Origin of the sequence: Bowmanella pacifica, from assembly GCF_014645355.1 — a bacterium.
GTDB lineage: Bacteria > Pseudomonadota > Gammaproteobacteria > Enterobacterales > Alteromonadaceae > Bowmanella > Bowmanella pacifica.
The window spans coordinates 350406-366353 of the sequence record NZ_BMLS01000001.1 but is presented as its reverse complement, the minus strand read 5'-3'; the positions used below and the strand labels follow the sequence as shown (position 1 = coordinate 366353).

At 49.7% G+C, this 15948-nt stretch carries 13 protein-coding genes; 12 read left to right on the top strand and 1 reads right to left on the bottom strand.

Going from position 1 to position 15948, the window contains the following annotated elements:
- The first annotated feature begins 281 nt into the window (after positions 1-281).
- The 12 genes from IEX02_RS01495 (at position 282) to IEX02_RS01440 (ending at position 12694) form a co-directional block, all read left to right on the top strand.
- Positions 282-1622, top strand: a complete 1341-nt coding sequence (locus IEX02_RS01495) for a Na(+)-translocating NADH-quinone reductase subunit A (RefSeq protein WP_188689237.1) — start codon at positions 282-284, stop codon at positions 1620-1622.
- Between the two features lie 3 nt (positions 1623-1625).
- Entirely contained in the window at positions 1626-2852 is a 1227-nt protein-coding gene (locus tag IEX02_RS01490; RefSeq protein ID WP_188689235.1) for an NADH:ubiquinone reductase (Na(+)-transporting) subunit B, read from the top strand.
- Positions 2842-3600 (top strand): Na(+)-translocating NADH-quinone reductase subunit C, encoded by a 759-nt coding sequence (locus IEX02_RS01485; RefSeq protein WP_188689232.1) that lies wholly within the window; start codon positions 2842-2844, stop codon positions 3598-3600. The genes IEX02_RS01490 and IEX02_RS01485 overlap by 11 nt, the downstream gene beginning before the upstream one ends.
- Positions 3601-3613: 13 nt before the next feature.
- Positions 3614-4246 (top strand): NADH:ubiquinone reductase (Na(+)-transporting) subunit D, encoded by a 633-nt coding sequence (locus tag IEX02_RS01480; RefSeq protein WP_102797495.1) that lies wholly within the window; start codon positions 3614-3616, stop codon positions 4244-4246.
- Positions 4247-4249: 3 nt separating this feature from the next.
- Entirely contained in the window at positions 4250-4858 is a 609-nt protein-coding gene (gene nqrE, locus IEX02_RS01475) for an NADH:ubiquinone reductase (Na(+)-transporting) subunit E (RefSeq protein WP_188689229.1), read from the top strand.
- A 22-nt stretch (positions 4859-4880) separates the two neighbouring features.
- Positions 4881-6113: an NADH:ubiquinone reductase (Na(+)-transporting) subunit F gene (nqrF, locus tag IEX02_RS01470; protein WP_188689226.1), complete on the top strand. Its 1233-nt coding sequence runs from the start codon at positions 4881-4883 to the stop codon at positions 6111-6113.
- 92 nt (positions 6114-6205) lie between these two features.
- Positions 6206-7204, top strand: a complete 999-nt coding sequence (locus tag IEX02_RS01465) for an FAD:protein FMN transferase (protein ID WP_188689223.1) — start codon at positions 6206-6208, stop codon at positions 7202-7204.
- A gap of 9 nt (positions 7205-7213) precedes the next feature.
- Positions 7214-7447 (top strand): (Na+)-NQR maturation NqrM, encoded by a 234-nt coding sequence (gene nqrM / locus IEX02_RS01460; RefSeq protein ID WP_188689220.1) that lies wholly within the window; start codon positions 7214-7216, stop codon positions 7445-7447.
- Positions 7448-7588: 141 nt separating this feature from the next.
- Positions 7589-9550 (top strand): alpha/beta hydrolase family protein, encoded by a 1962-nt coding sequence (locus tag IEX02_RS01455; protein WP_188689217.1) that lies wholly within the window; start codon positions 7589-7591, stop codon positions 9548-9550.
- A gap of 152 nt (positions 9551-9702) precedes the next feature.
- Positions 9703-10773, top strand: coding sequence for a DNA polymerase IV (dinB, locus tag IEX02_RS01450; RefSeq protein ID WP_188689215.1), 1071 nt, complete (start codon positions 9703-9705; stop codon positions 10771-10773).
- Between the two features lie 72 nt (positions 10774-10845).
- Positions 10846-12402, top strand: a complete 1557-nt coding sequence (locus IEX02_RS01445) for a M17 family metallopeptidase (protein WP_188689201.1) — start codon at positions 10846-10848, stop codon at positions 12400-12402.
- A gap of 82 nt (positions 12403-12484) precedes the next feature.
- Entirely contained in the window at positions 12485-12694 is a 210-nt protein-coding gene (locus tag IEX02_RS01440; RefSeq protein WP_188689198.1) for a DUF1653 domain-containing protein, read from the top strand.
- A 31-nt stretch (positions 12695-12725) separates the two neighbouring features.
- On the opposite strand, the gene IEX02_RS01435 is transcribed toward IEX02_RS01440, so the two are convergent.
- Positions 12726-15671 carry a TonB-dependent receptor domain-containing protein gene (locus IEX02_RS01435; RefSeq protein ID WP_188689196.1) on the bottom strand — a complete coding sequence of 982 codons (2946 nt, stop codon included), beginning with the start codon at positions 15669-15671 and terminating at the stop codon, positions 12726-12728.
- Positions 15672-15948: the final 277 nt, after the last annotated feature.

Genomic DNA, 15948 nt, shown 5'->3' with positions numbered 1-15948 from the left:
AGAGATAGGTCTATCTTTTTCAAAGATCCTCCCATTGGCAAGACACGTTGTGAACCTGTAAAGGTTCGCAAATGTTGAGTACAGGATGTTCTCGTCAATGCGAACAGGCTTTTTTTGCGTTGATTGCAGCAGTGGCAGGAAAACCGTAAAGAGAATTGCAGGCGCTTGTTACTGGATGACAGACAACAGGTGGGGTTAGTTTCGAATACTCATCAGGATTTACCTTGATGAGACATCAGGATGCATCCTGATGAGTATTCAGTAAATAAGTAGTGCAATTTATGATAAAAATCACTAAAGGGTTGGACCTCCCTATCACGGGAGCGCCACAACAAAAGATCCATGACGGTCCCCGGATTACCCGGGTTGCTGTTTTGGGTGAGGAATACGTCGGAATGCGGCCTACTATGGCCGTCGCCCAAGGCGATACTGTTAAGAAAGGCCAGGTGCTTTTCGAAGACAAAAAAAATCCCGGTGTTAAATTTACCGCTCCCGCAGCAGGTACCGTCGTGGAAGTTAACCGCGGCGCCAAGCGCGTACTGCAATCAGTGGTCATTGAGTTGGCCGGTGACGAGCAGGAAAGCTTCGCCAAGTACGATGCTGGACAATTGTCTTCGCTAAGTCGTGACGATGTGGAAAAGAATCTGGTGGACTCCGGATTGTGGACTGCACTGCGTACACGTCCTTACAGCAAGGCCCCGGCGCTGGGATCCTCTCCCCGTGCTATTTTTGTCAATGCCATGGATACGAATCCTTTGGCGGCGGATCCGGCTATTATCATTGCTGAGCGTAAAGATGACTTCGCCAACGGTTTGAGCGTATTGCGTCGCTTGACCGAAGGTAAGTTGTACGTGAGCAAGGCCCCAGGTGCTGATATCGCCGTTGGTTCAGCTCAAGCCGAAGTGCATGAGTTTGCCGGTCCTCACCCTGCAGGTTTAGTGGGTACCCATATCCACTTCCTGGATTCTGCTGGTGCTGGTAAAACCGTATGGCATCTGAACTATCAGGACGTTATTGCTATTGGCCACCTGTTCACTACGGGTGAGTTGGACAACCGTCGCGTGGTAGCTGTTGCTGGTCCTGCGGCTAAATCTCCTCGCCTGTTGCGTACCCTATTAGGGGCAAGCACCGAGCAGCTTATCGCCGGTGAAGCTCAAGAGGGCGAAGTGCGCGTGGTATCGGGTTCGGTACTCTGCGGTACCCACGCTCAGGGTGTTCATGGCTATCTGGGCCGTTTCCACTTGCAACTGAGCTTGCTGGCGGAAGGTCGCGAGAAAGAGCTGTTTGGTTGGTTACGTCCAGGTAGCGATAAGCACTCTGTTACCCGTGCTTATTTAGGCCACCTAAGCCCCAAGCGTCTGTTCAATATGACGACCACCACCAATGGTTCTGATCGCGCTATGGTGCCAATTGGTAACTATGAGCGTGTGATGCCTCTGGATATTCTGCCTACTTTGCTGTTGCGTGACTTGTTGTCAGGCGATACGGACGGTGCCCAAACTTTGGGTTGTCTGGAGTTGGATGAAGAAGATCTCGGTTTGTGTACCTACGTATGCCCAGGCAAGTATAACTACGGTCCTGTCCTGCGTGATTGCCTGACCAAGATAGAGAAAGAGGGCTAATCCATGAGCTTGAAAGAATATCTCGAGAAAATCGAACCCAATTTTGAGCCAGGTGGTAAATACGAAAAATGGTATGCCCTGTATGAAGCTGCGGCGACTATTTTCTATACCCCTGGTATGGTGAACAAGACTGTTACCCACGTACGTGACAGTATTGACCTGAAACGCATCATGATTATGGTGTGGATGGCAACGTTCCCGGCCATGTTCTACGGTATGTATAACGTGGGTTACCAGGCGCACAACGCTATTCTAGGCAGTGATGCCATCACCTTTGCTGCCACAGTAGAAGGATACTGGCAGGCGGGGTTGTTTGCTGCCCTGGGCGGTGAGCTGGGTACTGACAGTACCGGCTGGCTGGCTATGTTTGGTTATGGTGCCTGTTTCTTCCTGCCTATTTATGCCGTGACCTTTGCGGTTGGTGGCTTCTGGGAAGTACTGTTTGCGTCTATCCGTAAGCATGAAGTTAACGAAGGCTTTTTCGTTACTTCGGTACTGTTTGCCCTGACCTTGCCAGCGACCATTCCGCTCTGGCAAGTCGCGTTGGGTATCAGTTTCGGTGTAGTTATCGCTAAAGAAGTATTTGGTGGTACCGGCCGTAACTTCCTGAACCCGGCTTTGTCTGGTCGTGCCTTCCTTTACTTCGCTTATCCTGCGCAAATCTCCGGTGATGCAATCTGGACGGCTGCTGACGGTTTCTCCGGTGCTACGCACCTGAGCCAGGCTGCTTCTGGTCAGATTGCTGATTGGAGCATCAATGCTGAGTGGTGGAATGCCTTCTTCGGCAGCATTCAAGGTTCTGTGGGTGAAACCTCTACCCTGGCGCTGTTGATTGGTGGCTTGTTCATCATGTATCTGCGTATTGCTTCCTGGCGCATCGTGCTGGGTGTGTTCGCTGGTATGGCGCTGTTCAGCACCTTATTGAATATGATTGGCAGTGACACGAACGCCATGTTTGCTATGCCTTGGTACTGGCACCTGGTTACTGGTGGTTTTGCCTTCGGTATGCTGTTTATGGCTACTGACCCGGTATCAGCTTCCTTTACTAATAAAGGTAAGTGGGCATATGGCCTGTTGATCGGCTTTATGTGTGTGATGATTCGTGTGCTCAACCCCGCCTTCCCTGAAGGCATGATGCTGGCGATTCTGTTCGCCAACCTGTGGGCACCCCTTTTCGACTACTTCGTTGTTCAAGGCAATATCAAACGGAGGATGGCACGTGTCAGCTAAGAAAGAAACTTTAGGAAGAACAGTTGGCGTTGTTGTCGCTGTCTGTCTGGTATGTTCCATCGTGGTATCTGGTGCTGCGGTAGGACTACGTTCTCTGCAGCAGCACAATGCGGCGTTGGACAAGCAAACGAATATCTTGGATGCGGCCGGTCTGTTGGCTGATGCCAAAGGTAATATCGCAAAAACCTATGAAGAACGTGTTGAAGAGCGTTTTGTTGACTTGAGCACGGGTAACTATGTCGAGAAGCCATCCGCTGACTTCGACATGTACAAAGCGGCTAAAGATCCTGCCACCAGCACTAAGCTGGAAGGCAGCAACGTTGGTTTTCAGCGTAAGCCTAATGTCGCGTCTGTGTACCTAGTTAAGGATGACGCCGGCCAAGTAAGCCGCATTATCCTGCCTGTACATGGTAGTGGTTTGTGGGATCTGATGTACGCCTTCCTGGCAGTTGATGCTGACGGCCAGACGGCTCGCGGACTGGTTTACTACCAGCAAAAGGAAACCCCCGGACTGGGCGGCGAAGTACTGAACCCGAGCTGGAAAGCTAAGTGGGACGGTAAGCAACTGTTCGAAAACGGTGATGTGGCTATCAAAGTGAAGAAGAATGCTTCACCTGATGATGAGCATGCTGTTGATGCGCTGTCCGGTGCAACCCTGACCAGTAATGGTGTGCAGTACACACTGGACTTCTGGTTAGGCGAGCAAGGTTTTGGTCCGTTTTTGGCCAAACAACCCTGGAAGTCCTGAGGAGGTAATCTAAATGGCTATGTCTAAAGAAACCAAAAAGGTGTTGTTTGGTCCGATTCTGGACAACAACCCTATCGCATTGCAGGTACTGGGGATTTGCTCGGCACTGGCAATTACTACTAAGTTAGAGACGGCGCTGGTTATGTCACTGGCACTGACCGCGGTTGTGGCTTTCTCTAACCTGTTTATCTCGTTAATTCGTAACCAGATTCCTTCCAGCGTGCGGATCATCATCCAGATGACCATTATCGCGTCACTGGTAATAGTGGTGGATCAGATCCTCAAGGCGTACTCCTATGAGATCTCCAAACAGCTCTCGGTATTCGTTGGTTTGATTATTACCAACTGTATCGTTATGGGACGGGCAGAAGCTTATGCGATGAAAAACCCGCCTATGATGAGCTTCCTGGATGGCATCGGTAACGGTCTGGGTTATTCCTTTATCCTGATCGTCATCGGTACTATTAAAGAACTGTTTGGTTTCGGTACTATCCTGGGCTTTGAAATCCTGCCGCTTGTGCAAAATGGTGGTTGGTATCAGGGCAACGGTTTGCTGATTCTGCCGTTCAGCTCATTCATCCTGATTGCCGGTATGATTTGGTTTATCCGTACCATTCGTCCTCAGCAAGTTGAGCCCAAGGAGTAACGCATGGAACATTATCTGAGTTTATTTGTTCGTTCGATCTTTATCGAGAACATGGCCCTGTCTTTGTTCCTGGGCATGTGTACCTTCCTGGCGGTTTCTAAGAAAGTAAAAACGGCCATGGGTCTGGGTGTTGCGGTAGTGGTGGTACTGGGTATTTCCGTACCTGTTAACCAGCTTATCTATACCAGTATTCTGGCTCCGGGCGCACTGGCTTGGGCTGGTTTCCCTGATGCGGACCTGAGCTTCCTGAACTTCCTGACCTTTATCGGTGTTATTGCGGCACTGGTACAGATTTTGGAAATGGCGCTGGATAAGTTTTTCCCGGCTTTGTACAACGCGCTGGGTATCTTCCTGCCGTTGATTACCGTTAACTGTGCCATCTTTGGTGGCGTAGCGTTTGCGGTACAGCGCGAGTACAACTTCACCGAAAGCATTGTCTACGGTATTGGTAGCGGCATTGGTTGGGCCTTGGCCATTACTTTGCTGGCGGCGGTACGTGAAAAGCTTAAGTATGCCGATATGCCTGATGGTCTGCGTGGCCTGGGCTCGGTGTTTATGATTGCTGGTTTGATGGCGCTGGGTTTCCAGTCCTTCACCGGTATTTCTCTGTAACGCGCTGCACTTGGAGGTTCTAATGAATCAAATAGAGATTTATCTGGGTGTCGGCATGTTCATCGCCATCGTATTGGCTTTGGTGTTCATTATCATGTTCGCCAAATCGAAGCTGGTACCGGCCGGTGAAGTGACCATTCTGATTAACGACGACCCAAACAAAGCCATTAAGGCACAGCCTGGCGACAAACTACTGGGCGCTCTGGCAAATGCTGGTATTTTCGTATCGTCTGCCTGTGGTGGCGGTGGCTCTTGTGGCCAGTGTCGCGTGCATATTCATGACGGTGGTGGTGAGATTCTGCCTACCGAACTGGATCACATCAGCAAGCGCGAAGCCCGTGAAGGCTGCCGCTTGTCCTGTCAGGTAGCCATCAAGCAGGATATGAAGATTGAGCTGGAAGAGGAAATCTTTGGTATTAAGAAGTGGGATTGTACTGTTGTATCTAACGACAACAAGGCCACCTTTATCAAAGAGCTGAAGCTAGCCATTCCTGCTGGTGAGAGTGTGCCTTTCCGTGCCGGTGGTTATATTCAGATTGAAGCGCCACCTCATCACGTTAAATACAAAGACTACGATATTCCTGCTGAGTATCGGGGCGATTGGGAGCGTTTCGGCTTCTTCAACCTGGAATCCAAGGTTGACGATGAGACTATCCGTGCTTACTCCATGGCCAACTATCCGGAAGAAAAAGGCATTATCATGCTGAACGTACGGATTGCGACGCCGCCGCCAAATAACCTGAGCCTGCCTTGCGGTAAGATGTCATCTTACATCTGGAGCCTGAAGGAAGGTGATAAGGTGACTATCTCTGGTCCATTCGGTGAATTCTTCGCCAAAGAGACCGACGCCGAGATGGTATTTATCGGTGGTGGTGCGGGTATGGCCCCCATGCGCTCGCACATTTTCGACCAACTGCGTCGTCTGAACAGCAAGCGTAAGATCACTTTCTGGTACGGTGCCCGTTCACTGCGCGAAATGTTCTATGTTGAAGATTTCGATACCTTGCAGGCCGAGAACGAGAACTTTACTTGGCATGTGGCGCTGTCAGATCCTCAGCCTGAGGACAACTGGACAGGTTACACCGGCTTTATCCACCAGGTCTTGTTGCAAAACTACCTGAAGGATCACCCGGCGCCAGAAGACTGTGAGTTCTACATGTGTGGACCACCCATGATGAACGCAGCCGTCATCAATATGCTCAAGGATTTGGGTGTGGAAGATGAAAACATCCTGCTGGATGACTTCGGCGGCTAATATTAAGAAAGGGGCAATTTGCCCCTTTTTTGTTTTCTCCTCAGACAAAATTCAATGTCTGTCTGACTCTTCTGTATTTGATAGGAACACTAATGAAACGACTGATTAGTCTCGGTTTGTTGTGGTTGTTGCTGGCGGCATGTACTCCGGCGCCAACGGAAGTTGCGTTGGCCGGCAAAACCATGGGTACCACGTATCATATTAAGTTTGTTAATCACAACAAGCTGGACGAACAAGCCCTGCAAGCCGAGATAGATGATGCCCTGGTACTGGTGAATAAGCAGATGTCTACCTACGACCCTGAGTCTGAGTTGTCTCGCTTTAACCAATGGCAGAGCCTGGAGCCTTTTCCCCTGTCAGCGCAGACCCTTAAGGTGATGCGTGAGGCAAAACGTTTAGGCGAGATCAGCGCCGGTAAGCTGGATGTCACTGTTGGCCCGCTGGTGAATTTATGGGGCTTTGGTCCTAAGGCCAGGCCTGAACATGTGCCTGTGCAGCAGGTTATTGATGAAGCCAAAGCGCAGACTGGCCTGCACAAGTTAGTATTGCAGACGACCTCGGCGTCCAAGACGCAACAGGATCTCTATGTTGACCTGTCGACTATTGCTAAGGGCTACGGTGTGGATGTGGTAGCCGAGATATTGGAAGCCAAAGGCTTACATGATTATCTGGTAGAAATTGGGGGAGAAATGCGTCTGTCCGGGATGAAAGCCAATGGCTCACCCTGGCGAGTGGCCATTGAAAAGCCCGTGTCTTCAGAGCGCGCGGTACAACAGATTATCAGCGTGGGGAATAATGCGGTGGCCACCTCCGGTGACTATCGGAATTATTTTGAAGAAGACGGGGTGCGTTATTCACATTTGATTGATCCCACCACAGGCTATCCCATTCAGCACAATCTGGTGTCTGTCACCGTCGTGCATCCGTCCAGCATGACCGCTGACGGTTTGGCTACCGCGATTAATATTATGGGTGCAGAGAAAGGCAGAGTCTTTGCCGAGGAACATAATTTAGCGGTTTTGCTGATCACGCGAGAAAAGGATGGATTTAAGGCGTATAATAGCGCGGAATTTGAGCCTTTTTTGCAGTAGGAACCTAACGTGAGTACCTTTTTTCTAGCCTTTGGATTTTTTCTTGTAGTGGTGGTGGCCATGTCGGTGGGCTATTTATTGCAAAGAAAAACCATTTCTGGCAGTTGTGGGGGATTAGGCGCACTAGGCATAGAGAAAGCCTGTGATTGTCCTGAGCCTTGTGACAGGCGCAAAGCCAGAGAAGCCCGCGAGCAGGCTCGTCAAGAAAAGCTCAAGGAATGGCAGCGTAATCAGATTTTGTAATCTGTTTGAAAAGAAAAGGCCTGTTTTAACAGGCCTTTTTTGTTTTTTTTTGTGAGGAAATACTGCTAGATTGATATATGTCCGTCCGGGGAGCTTTTTCACCGGATCGGTTTAATGGATAAAATAATAATAGGGATAGTTATGCCTTCTATACTGCTATGCAGACACCTGGTATTTATACTAGGTAGCGCTCTGCCATTATTTGCCAGCGCAACACCTTCTCTGACTCCTGCTGACTTCGCGGTCGACAGTACTTTTGTTGATACTGAACTTTCTCCCAATGGTGAATTGCTGGCTGTCACTATTGTGCATGAAGGCAAGCGTCAACTGGCGGTTTTTACCACCAAAGGTAAGAAAGTGGTGGGGGGAGCCAGGTTTCCGGGGCGTCAGGAAGCCGGGCAGGCGTACTGGGTGAATAATGAACGTCTGGTGATTGAGATCCTCAAGAGTGACCCTTGGGACGAGCAACCTAAGTTTTATGGGCAGCTTTATGCGGTTGACTACAACGGCAAAAATGGCGAGCTGATATATGGTGTCGGTGCCGGGGAGATGCAAACCGGCAGTAAGCTTAGGAAAAAGCAAGATACCTATGGGTGGGGCGAACTGGTTAGCATTTTGCCCGATGACCCCAAACATATTCTGATTTCTTCCACTCCCATGTCCGATGGCGGAGAACGTAGGGCGACCATTCACAAACTCAATGTCTATGACGGCAAATTGAGCCACAACCTGACTCGCTCGCCCGTTTCATATGCGCGCTTTATTACTGATGGCAAAGGAAATCTGAAGATAGCCTTTGGTCTCGATGCTAAGGGAGACAGGCGTACATACCGCTATGACAATGATCAGTGGCTGGAAATCAGTGCAGAATTCGGTCCGGGTTTTTATCCCCTGGCATTAAATGAGGCGGGTGACAAACTTTACTATCTTGATGATCCCAAAAAAGATCTTAAGGGGCTGTTTGAGCTGGATATGCGCAGTGGCACCAAGAGAGAAATCTACACCGATGATCAGGTAGATTTGACCTCTGTCACCTACAGTTCCGATGGCAACAGCATTTATGCACTGCGTGTTGACCCTGATTATCCCACCTATGTGATGTTAAATAGTACTGACCCGGAAGCGGACTTGTATCGTCAGTTTTTACATAGCTTTCCTGGTTATAAAATTGCTATTACCAGTCGCAGTGATGATGGGCGTTGGTGGTTGTTGTATGCCAGTAATGACATAGATGCAGGAACTTATTACCTGTATGACAAAGAAAGGCATGCTTTGCAGCCGATGTTTTCTAATTTGGCCCATTTAAAAGCCAATTATTTGTCTCAGTCGGAACCGGTGAGTTTCTTAACCTCTGATCAAGTGAAGATTTCCGGATATCTGACGTATCCTCAATCTGCACCGGCAGAGCACAAAGTCCCTCTGGTTGTACTGGTACACGGTGGCCCCCATGGCGTGCGTGATTACTGGGCTTTCGACCGCAAAGTACAGCTTTTGGCCTCTCAAGGGTATGCTGTGTTAAGGGTGAATTTTCGTGGCTCCGATGGTTATGGGCGCACATTTAGAGAAGCGGGCCACAAGCAGTGGGGCGGCCTGATGATGCGAGATATTGTTGAAGGGACGCGCTGGGCGGCATCGCTGGAACGTATTGATGCCAGCAAGATATGCATTGTGGGAAGCAGCTTTGGTGGCTATGCCGCTATGCAGGCCGCTATTGTTGCTCCTGACTTGTATCGCTGTGTGGTAGGCACTGTGGGCGTGTATGATTTACCCTTGATGTATGAAAAAGGAGACATTCCGGAGCGGCTTTATGGTGACAGCTACCTCACTGACGTATTGGGTAAGGATGAGGCCCAGTTGCGCGCATTTTCACCTGTATACAATGCGGATAAGCTCAAAGCGGCCGTTATGATTGCCCATAACAAAAAGGATCGCCGGGTTCCCATAGAGCACGCAGAACGATTACGCGATGCGCTGGAGAAAGAGGGTAAGCCCTATGAATGGTTTATTAAAGATACCGAGGCGCACGGGTTTTCTGATGCCGACAATCGTGCGGATTATTATCAGGCGGTCAGCCAATATTTAAGTAAACATCTCGGTCGCTGATTTTCCTCTTATCTTTGGCGTTTGGGTCGTCAGCATGGTCAGACGGCCCAAGCACTCTCTCTGAGTCCTTCTGTAAGGCCCGCGTTGAAATAGATTGACAAGTCAGGCTAAATTGCCACAATGAATACTGTTTATTTTTACAGTGTTTTGCGATGCGTAAAATTATTCATATCGATATGGACTGCTTTTTCGCTGCCGTGGAGATGCGCGACGATCCGGCCTTACGCCATGTACCGCTGGCTATTGGTGGCAGTGCCGACAGACGAGGGGTTATTTCTACCTGCAACTATCAGGCGCGAAAGTATGGTGTGTGTTCGGCTATGGCCACGGCCCACGCCTTCAAGCTCTGCCCCGATTTAGTGTTACGCCGTGGTCGCATGGATGTATATGTTCAGGTATCCAGACAGATCCGTGAAATTTTTTCCCGCTATACCCAACATATAGAACCCTTGTCGCTGGATGAGGCGTATCTGGATGTCAGTGATTCAAGCCTGTTTGGTGGCAGCGCCACGCGCATTGCCGAAGATATACGCCGTTGTATTCAAGCCGAAACCGGTTTGACGGCGTCTGCCGGCGTAGCGCCTTGTAAGTTTGTGGCAAAAATTGCTAGCGACGTTAATAAACCTGATGGTCTGTGTGTTATTCCTCCAGCTCAGTTAGACACTTTTGTGCAATCACTGGAGCTGAAGAAAATTCCTGGGGTTGGTAAAGTGACCTGGGATAAATTGCAAACTATGGGGCTAAAGACCTGTGCGGATGTACGGCAGTACCCCTTTGATAAGTTGCTTAAGCAGTTTGGCAAGTTTGGGCCAGTACTCTGGCAACGTGCCCATGGTTTGGACGAGCGAAGTGTACATCACGACCGACAGCGAAAATCCGTGGGGGTTGAGGTGACCTTGCCACAGGATATCCAGGACTTTAATCAGTGTTGGCAAGTGATTGAAGAGTTGTTTCCGCGGCTGCGTAAACGTCTTGGTCAATGTCAGCCGGATATGGCCATACAGAACCAGGGCATTAAGCTGAAGTTCGCTGATTTTCAGCAAACAACAGTGGAGCACAGGCAGGGGCGTTTAGAGCAGGATTTTTTTCGGACGTTGTTGGGAGAAGCTATGAACCGTCGGGCTGGGCGCGGCATTCGGCTGGTCGGTTTACATGTTGCCCTGCCAAGTGAAGCTGACAGTTTACAACTGGAGCTACCGCTTTCATCTGTTGAGTGTCATTAACCAGACAGGCAAAATAGCCGGCCATATTCAATGCATTGGCCCTAGTGGACAATGTAAACAAAGAGGCGAGTTATGGCATTTCCCCACGCAAAAGTTGAACAGGATCTTCTTTTCGCTATTTCCCCACAAAGCCGCTGGGACGCAGTTATTGTGCTGGCGTCCGATGTAAAAGGTATTGATAACCCAACGCTGGAGCAGTGCATTAGCCAGCAACAACAAATGGATGCCCGGATTGGCCGCGAAACAGTACTGATGGTAAATCAAGAGGTTGCGGGGGGGCGCTTGGTATTTGCGCCTGTGGGTAATTTACAGCGTGATATGGATGATGTCAGGCGGATTGCCGATGCAGCTAAGCAAGCCGTAATCATGGCACGGGATGCCGGGGCGGTTAATCCCTTGCTTGTGTTGGGGGCATTGCCTGATAGCCTGGCCTTTGCCCAGTCACTGGAGGTAGCTTATCTGGCAGCCTGTCAGGCGTTGTGGCAACCGCTGGAGGCGCGCGAAGCGCTGAACGAAAGTGAAATCGAACCGGTTCAGAGTATCGGATTATATAGTACTGCCCCGGTTGATTGTGACTGGTTGATAGCCGTGGAAGCCGGACGCCGCCTGGCCCGGGATCTTTGTGGCACAGAACCTGAACGTATGTCGCCACCGCAGTTTGCAGACTACTGCGAGCAAGCCTTTGCTGGTAGTGCGGTTAAGGTCAGCGTAATTAGTGATGATGCTGTCTTGCGCCGCGACTACCCACTGCTGCATGCCGTGGCCAGGGCGTCTACCCATGTTGAGCGTCATCAACCCCGTGTGATTCGTCTTGAATACACTGGCCAGGGGCCAATAGACAATACCCTGTTATTGGCAGGTAAAGGCATTACCTTTGATACCGGTGGTGCGGATTTGAAAACCGACGGTCATATGGCCGGTATGAGCCGAGATAAGGGCGGGGCAGCTGCCGTGGCGGGCTTTATGCTAAGCCTGGCTAGGTATCAGCCTAAGGGCGTTAAAGCCATCGCCGAGATTGGTGCGGTACGTAACAGTATCGGCTCGGATGCCTTTGTGGCCGATGAGATTATCCGCAGTCATGCGGGCGTTCGGGTACGCATAGGCAATACCGATGCAGAGGGGCGTCTGGTATTGGCGGATCTCTTATCGCATCTGCGTGAAGATGCCATGCAGGCGGAGTCTCCCAGTTTGTTCTCTGTGGCAACGTTGACCGGCCATGCTGCACGCGCTTATGGCCCATATACCGCTTATGTGGAAAACGGCGCTGCGCGTCTGGCCAATTGTGGTAATGCACTGTGCGAATTGGGGGATGTATGGGGCGATCCGGGCGAGACATCGCGTTTACGCTGTGAAGATTTTGATTTTGTCCGTCCACGCAGCAAAGCCGATGATACCTTGTCATCTAATAATGGCCCGTCAGCGACGACGGCCCGCGGCCATCAGTTCCCGGCTGCGTTTTTATGTATAGCATCAGGTCTGGATAAGCATGAACTAAGCAGTGAACAGCCATTGCCTTATACCCATGTAGATATCGCCGGTAGTGGTGTCGAAGGCGGTGATTGGCAGCATAGCAAGCCTTCGGCTGCGCCAGTGACGGCGCTGGCGGCCCGTTATATGCCAAAAGCCTGAGTGTGATATGAGCCGAAACAGGTTTTCTGTGACGGCTTTATCTGTTCAATAGCAGACTAAAGCCATTACCTGCGGGAGAATTATGATGCTGCAACCAGGTCGATATAGACATTACAAGGGAAGAGACTACGAAGTAATTGGCGTGGCCCGCCATAGTGAGGATGAGTCACTGCTGGTGGTGTACCGCCCGTTGTATGGTGAACAAGGGCTGTGGGTACGACCCCTTAGTATGTTTAGCGAGACGGTTAACGTATCCGGTCAGCCCGTTAAACGTTTTACCTTCATTGATTGAAAAAGGCCTCCGGATGGAGGCCTTCGATTTTTTAGAAGCGCTGTGTCATGCTGACATAAGCATAGCGTCCGGGTAAGCGATAGCTGGGGTCATACGTGTTGGCAAAGGCCGAGTAGGCATAAGGTGGCTCTTTGTCAAACAGGTTTCGAACACCCAGAGTGAATTGTGAGTCCCATGGGGATGCCCAACCTACCTGCATATCGAAATAAACGACCGAGCCCAGTTTGTTTTCTGGCGCCAATTCATCTTTAGTCACAACAACTTCTGTTGTACCTGGTTTAAATGCAAAATTATCCTGAGTGTGCCCTTTATCAGAACATAGATCAGCAAGCTCTGGCATTCCAAGTCTTGTGGAAGCAGTGACGATATTGGCACAGTTTTCGGTTAACGAAGAAACGTACTGTGCACTGACCGAGGCCGACCAATCATCGTATTTCCAGCTCAAACTTAGATTTGATTTGGTCTTGTTTCTTGAGCCACCGCCGGATTGGCCTGGGGCTAGTTTACCCACCAAGTTACCTTCGGAAATATCACCATCAGTGTTTACGTCACCACGATTTGGCTGACCCACGTCACCCATGTACAGCATAATGGCGGTATCCCAGTTAACTCTGAAATCACCGACCTCAGTTGAGAAGCGATAGTCGACATTGATGTCGACACCTTCACGCTCCAAACCACCTACGAAGTTTTGTGTCAGTGACAACAGTTCTGAAATCTCACCTGGGTTACCGTTCAAGCTGCCACTGAAGTCGCGTTGAATCTGATCACAGTAAGATTGGATACCAGTTACGTAACAGGCGTTGGCAATATACTGCGCTGTACGTGTACCAATGAAGTTTTCAACTTCAATATTGTACCAGTCAACACTAATTCCCATGTTTTCTACGAAGTGTGGGCTGTAAACAAAGCCAAGTACGGTCGTGGTTGCTTCTTCTGGCCCCAATTCAGGGTTGCCCCCAATTTTGGCACGGAATTGCGGATCCTTTTGCTGGAAGTCAGTGGCAACCCCGGCGGAAGCACAGCGAGAGCGTACATCAGCATTCTGCGTGTATGGAACAGATGCAATACTACAGGGGTCTGTTGCAGAAGGGCGGCTATCGTTTTGTCCCTGGTATAGCTCTTGAATGGATGGCGCGCGGAAGCCTTCACCATAGCTTGCACGAATCAGTAACTCTTCAATAGGCCGATAGCTCAGCTTATAGCTGGAATTTGTTGTATCACCAAAGTTAGAGTAATCCGAATAGCGAGTAGATAAGGATAACTCCAAGCTTTCAGCAAACGGTTGATCGGCAAGAACCGGAATCACCATCTCACCGTAAAATTCTTCCAGGCTGAAACCACCTTGGGTTGGGGTCGCAGCATTATCTCCTAACACCTGTCCGGCAACTGTCAGTGGATCCGGGTTGGTGAAACCTGACTCGCGACGATATTCATAACCCACCACTGCGGCTACGGGACCCGCCGGGAGTTCGAACAACTCAGTACCAATGTTGGCAGTGTAATTGTGCATCTTGGACTGAGCGAGGTTGCGAGGGGCTACGGTTACGTAGTCCAACATTTCAGCTGTTACGCCATCAGGACCACCGAATACGTTAAACGGTACACAGCCTGCGACAACGTCATCGGCTGTGCCACATCTTGCCACGCCGTTCACATCAATGAATGAGGCACCTAATGCGTTGGCAAAATTAGTTTTGTTGAAAAAGCCATTTTTAAGCTGAACATACTTATTCTCAGCGAAACCATAACCTACGTCCCAGTGAAACTCTCGGCTTGCTAGTTCAAACTCGCCTTCTAGTGCAGCACCAAAACGCCAGGTTGTGCTGTCTGCTGCAAAAGCGCGGGGAGCTACTATCGGGCGGAAGGAGCCACCGATAATATCCTGGTCAAATGGGTTGTAGACATGGTCTGCAGAGATAGCCAAGCCTCCGAGAGGCTGAGCGGCAAGTTGTGCTTCTGAAGTTCGGTTTACATAAACGGCTTCAGCTGTCGCGCGAACATTATCTGCCAGTTCATAGTGGCCTTGAGCATACAGGGAGCGACTTTCCTGCGGCTGTAGCAAATAGTTTACTGGGGCAAAGTTGTACCCATCGGTATTCGCGTCGTAGATGTGGAAGTCTGCTACTCTATCCGAAGTACATTCTTGTCCAGGTATGCAGCCGGTTTTACCTGGCGTCAAAGTGTAGGAGCCGGTTACATCACCCACTGTTGCTTTAAACTGGCCATATGGTGTTGTCGGACTTGCGCGTCCACCGGCTGCTGACACATTAGCTGGCAAACCGAAAATTGGTACGGATGATATTTCGCGGTCAGCCCCCATTACCTGCTCTTGCTTGGTGTAGTTGGCGGCAAACAGCACTGATCCTTTGTCATTAGAAGTACCTACGCTGAAAGAATAGCTCTCTTTACGACCATCTCCTTCGTCGTACTCACCCACGTAGGCGGAAAGCTCGGCACCTTGAAAGTCTTTCTTCGTTGAAATATTGACTACACCACAGATAGCATCGGTACCATAGATAGATGACGCACCGTCTTTTAGAACTTCTACTTGCTCAATTGCCGCTAGAGGAATAGTCGTTAGATCGACTTCTCCGCTTAATTCTGTCACCCAGCGACGTCCATTGACTAAAACCAAAGTGCGGTTTGAGCCACAATCCCGCAGGTCTACGGTCATATTACCTGCAGTGTTTCCATTGTTAGTTTGCAGACCCAAGGAAGCGCCATTTGTGGCAATTTCCTTCATAATTTCACCGATGCTGGTTAATCCTGTTCTGGACATGTCCTCAGCAGTAATCAGCAGTACTGGCTGAGCGGTTTCCATATCAGTACGTTTAATTCTAGAACCCGTCACGGAAATCTTTTCTACCACTGCGCCTTCTTCTTGCGCAGCAACTTGGAATCCAAGCAATGTGGTAGATACGGCACCAAGGGTAAGAGCGAGCTTTACCGACTTGGCTAAAGAATGCCTCTGCATGTCTGTCTCCTGTCTATTTCTTATTTTAGCGATTCAATTCGCAATCTTATTGTTGGGCTGACCCCTAAACTACGTTAGGGAGTTCGCACAGTGACAAACAGTAATGAGACATGAACTGGCTTTTTTTTATGATGAACATCGTATTTTTAGGGATGAATGACTTTGGCTATTTGTTAAAAATTGTTATCAATAATGGCTCTATATTGTAAGTCAGTCTTGCAAGTGTTAGTTTGCGCTCTTGAAATCTGAGTGATTTTTGCGCGAGCTGAATAAATGG

Bases quoted from the DNA above. Each gene is read 5' to 3' on its own strand.
- IEX02_RS01480 (WP_102797495.1), top strand. From the start codon at position 3,614: ATGGCTATGTCTAAAGAAACCAAAAAGGTGTTGTTTGGTCCGATTCTG.
- IEX02_RS01455 (WP_188689217.1), top strand. From the start codon at position 7,589: ATGCCTTCTATACTGCTATGCAGACACCTGGTATTTATACTAGGTAGC.
- nqrF (WP_188689226.1), top strand. From the start codon at position 4,881: ATGAATCAAATAGAGATTTATCTGGGTGTCGGCATGTTCATCGCCATC.
- IEX02_RS01435 (WP_188689196.1), bottom strand. From the start codon at position 15,671: ATGCAGAGGCATTCTTTAGCCAAGTCGGTAAAGCTCGCTCTTACCCTT.
- IEX02_RS01465 (WP_188689223.1), top strand. From the start codon at position 6,206: ATGAAACGACTGATTAGTCTCGGTTTGTTGTGGTTGTTGCTGGCGGCA.
- IEX02_RS01490 (WP_188689235.1), top strand. From the start codon at position 1,626: ATGAGCTTGAAAGAATATCTCGAGAAAATCGAACCCAATTTTGAGCCA.
- IEX02_RS01445 (WP_188689201.1), top strand. From the start codon at position 10,846: ATGGCATTTCCCCACGCAAAAGTTGAACAGGATCTTCTTTTCGCTATT.
- IEX02_RS01440 (WP_188689198.1), top strand. From the start codon at position 12,485: ATGATGCTGCAACCAGGTCGATATAGACATTACAAGGGAAGAGACTAC.
- nqrE (WP_188689229.1), top strand. From the start codon at position 4,250: ATGGAACATTATCTGAGTTTATTTGTTCGTTCGATCTTTATCGAGAAC.
- dinB (WP_188689215.1), top strand. From the start codon at position 9,703: ATGCGTAAAATTATTCATATCGATATGGACTGCTTTTTCGCTGCCGTG.
- IEX02_RS01495 (WP_188689237.1), top strand. From the start codon at position 282: ATGATAAAAATCACTAAAGGGTTGGACCTCCCTATCACGGGAGCGCCA.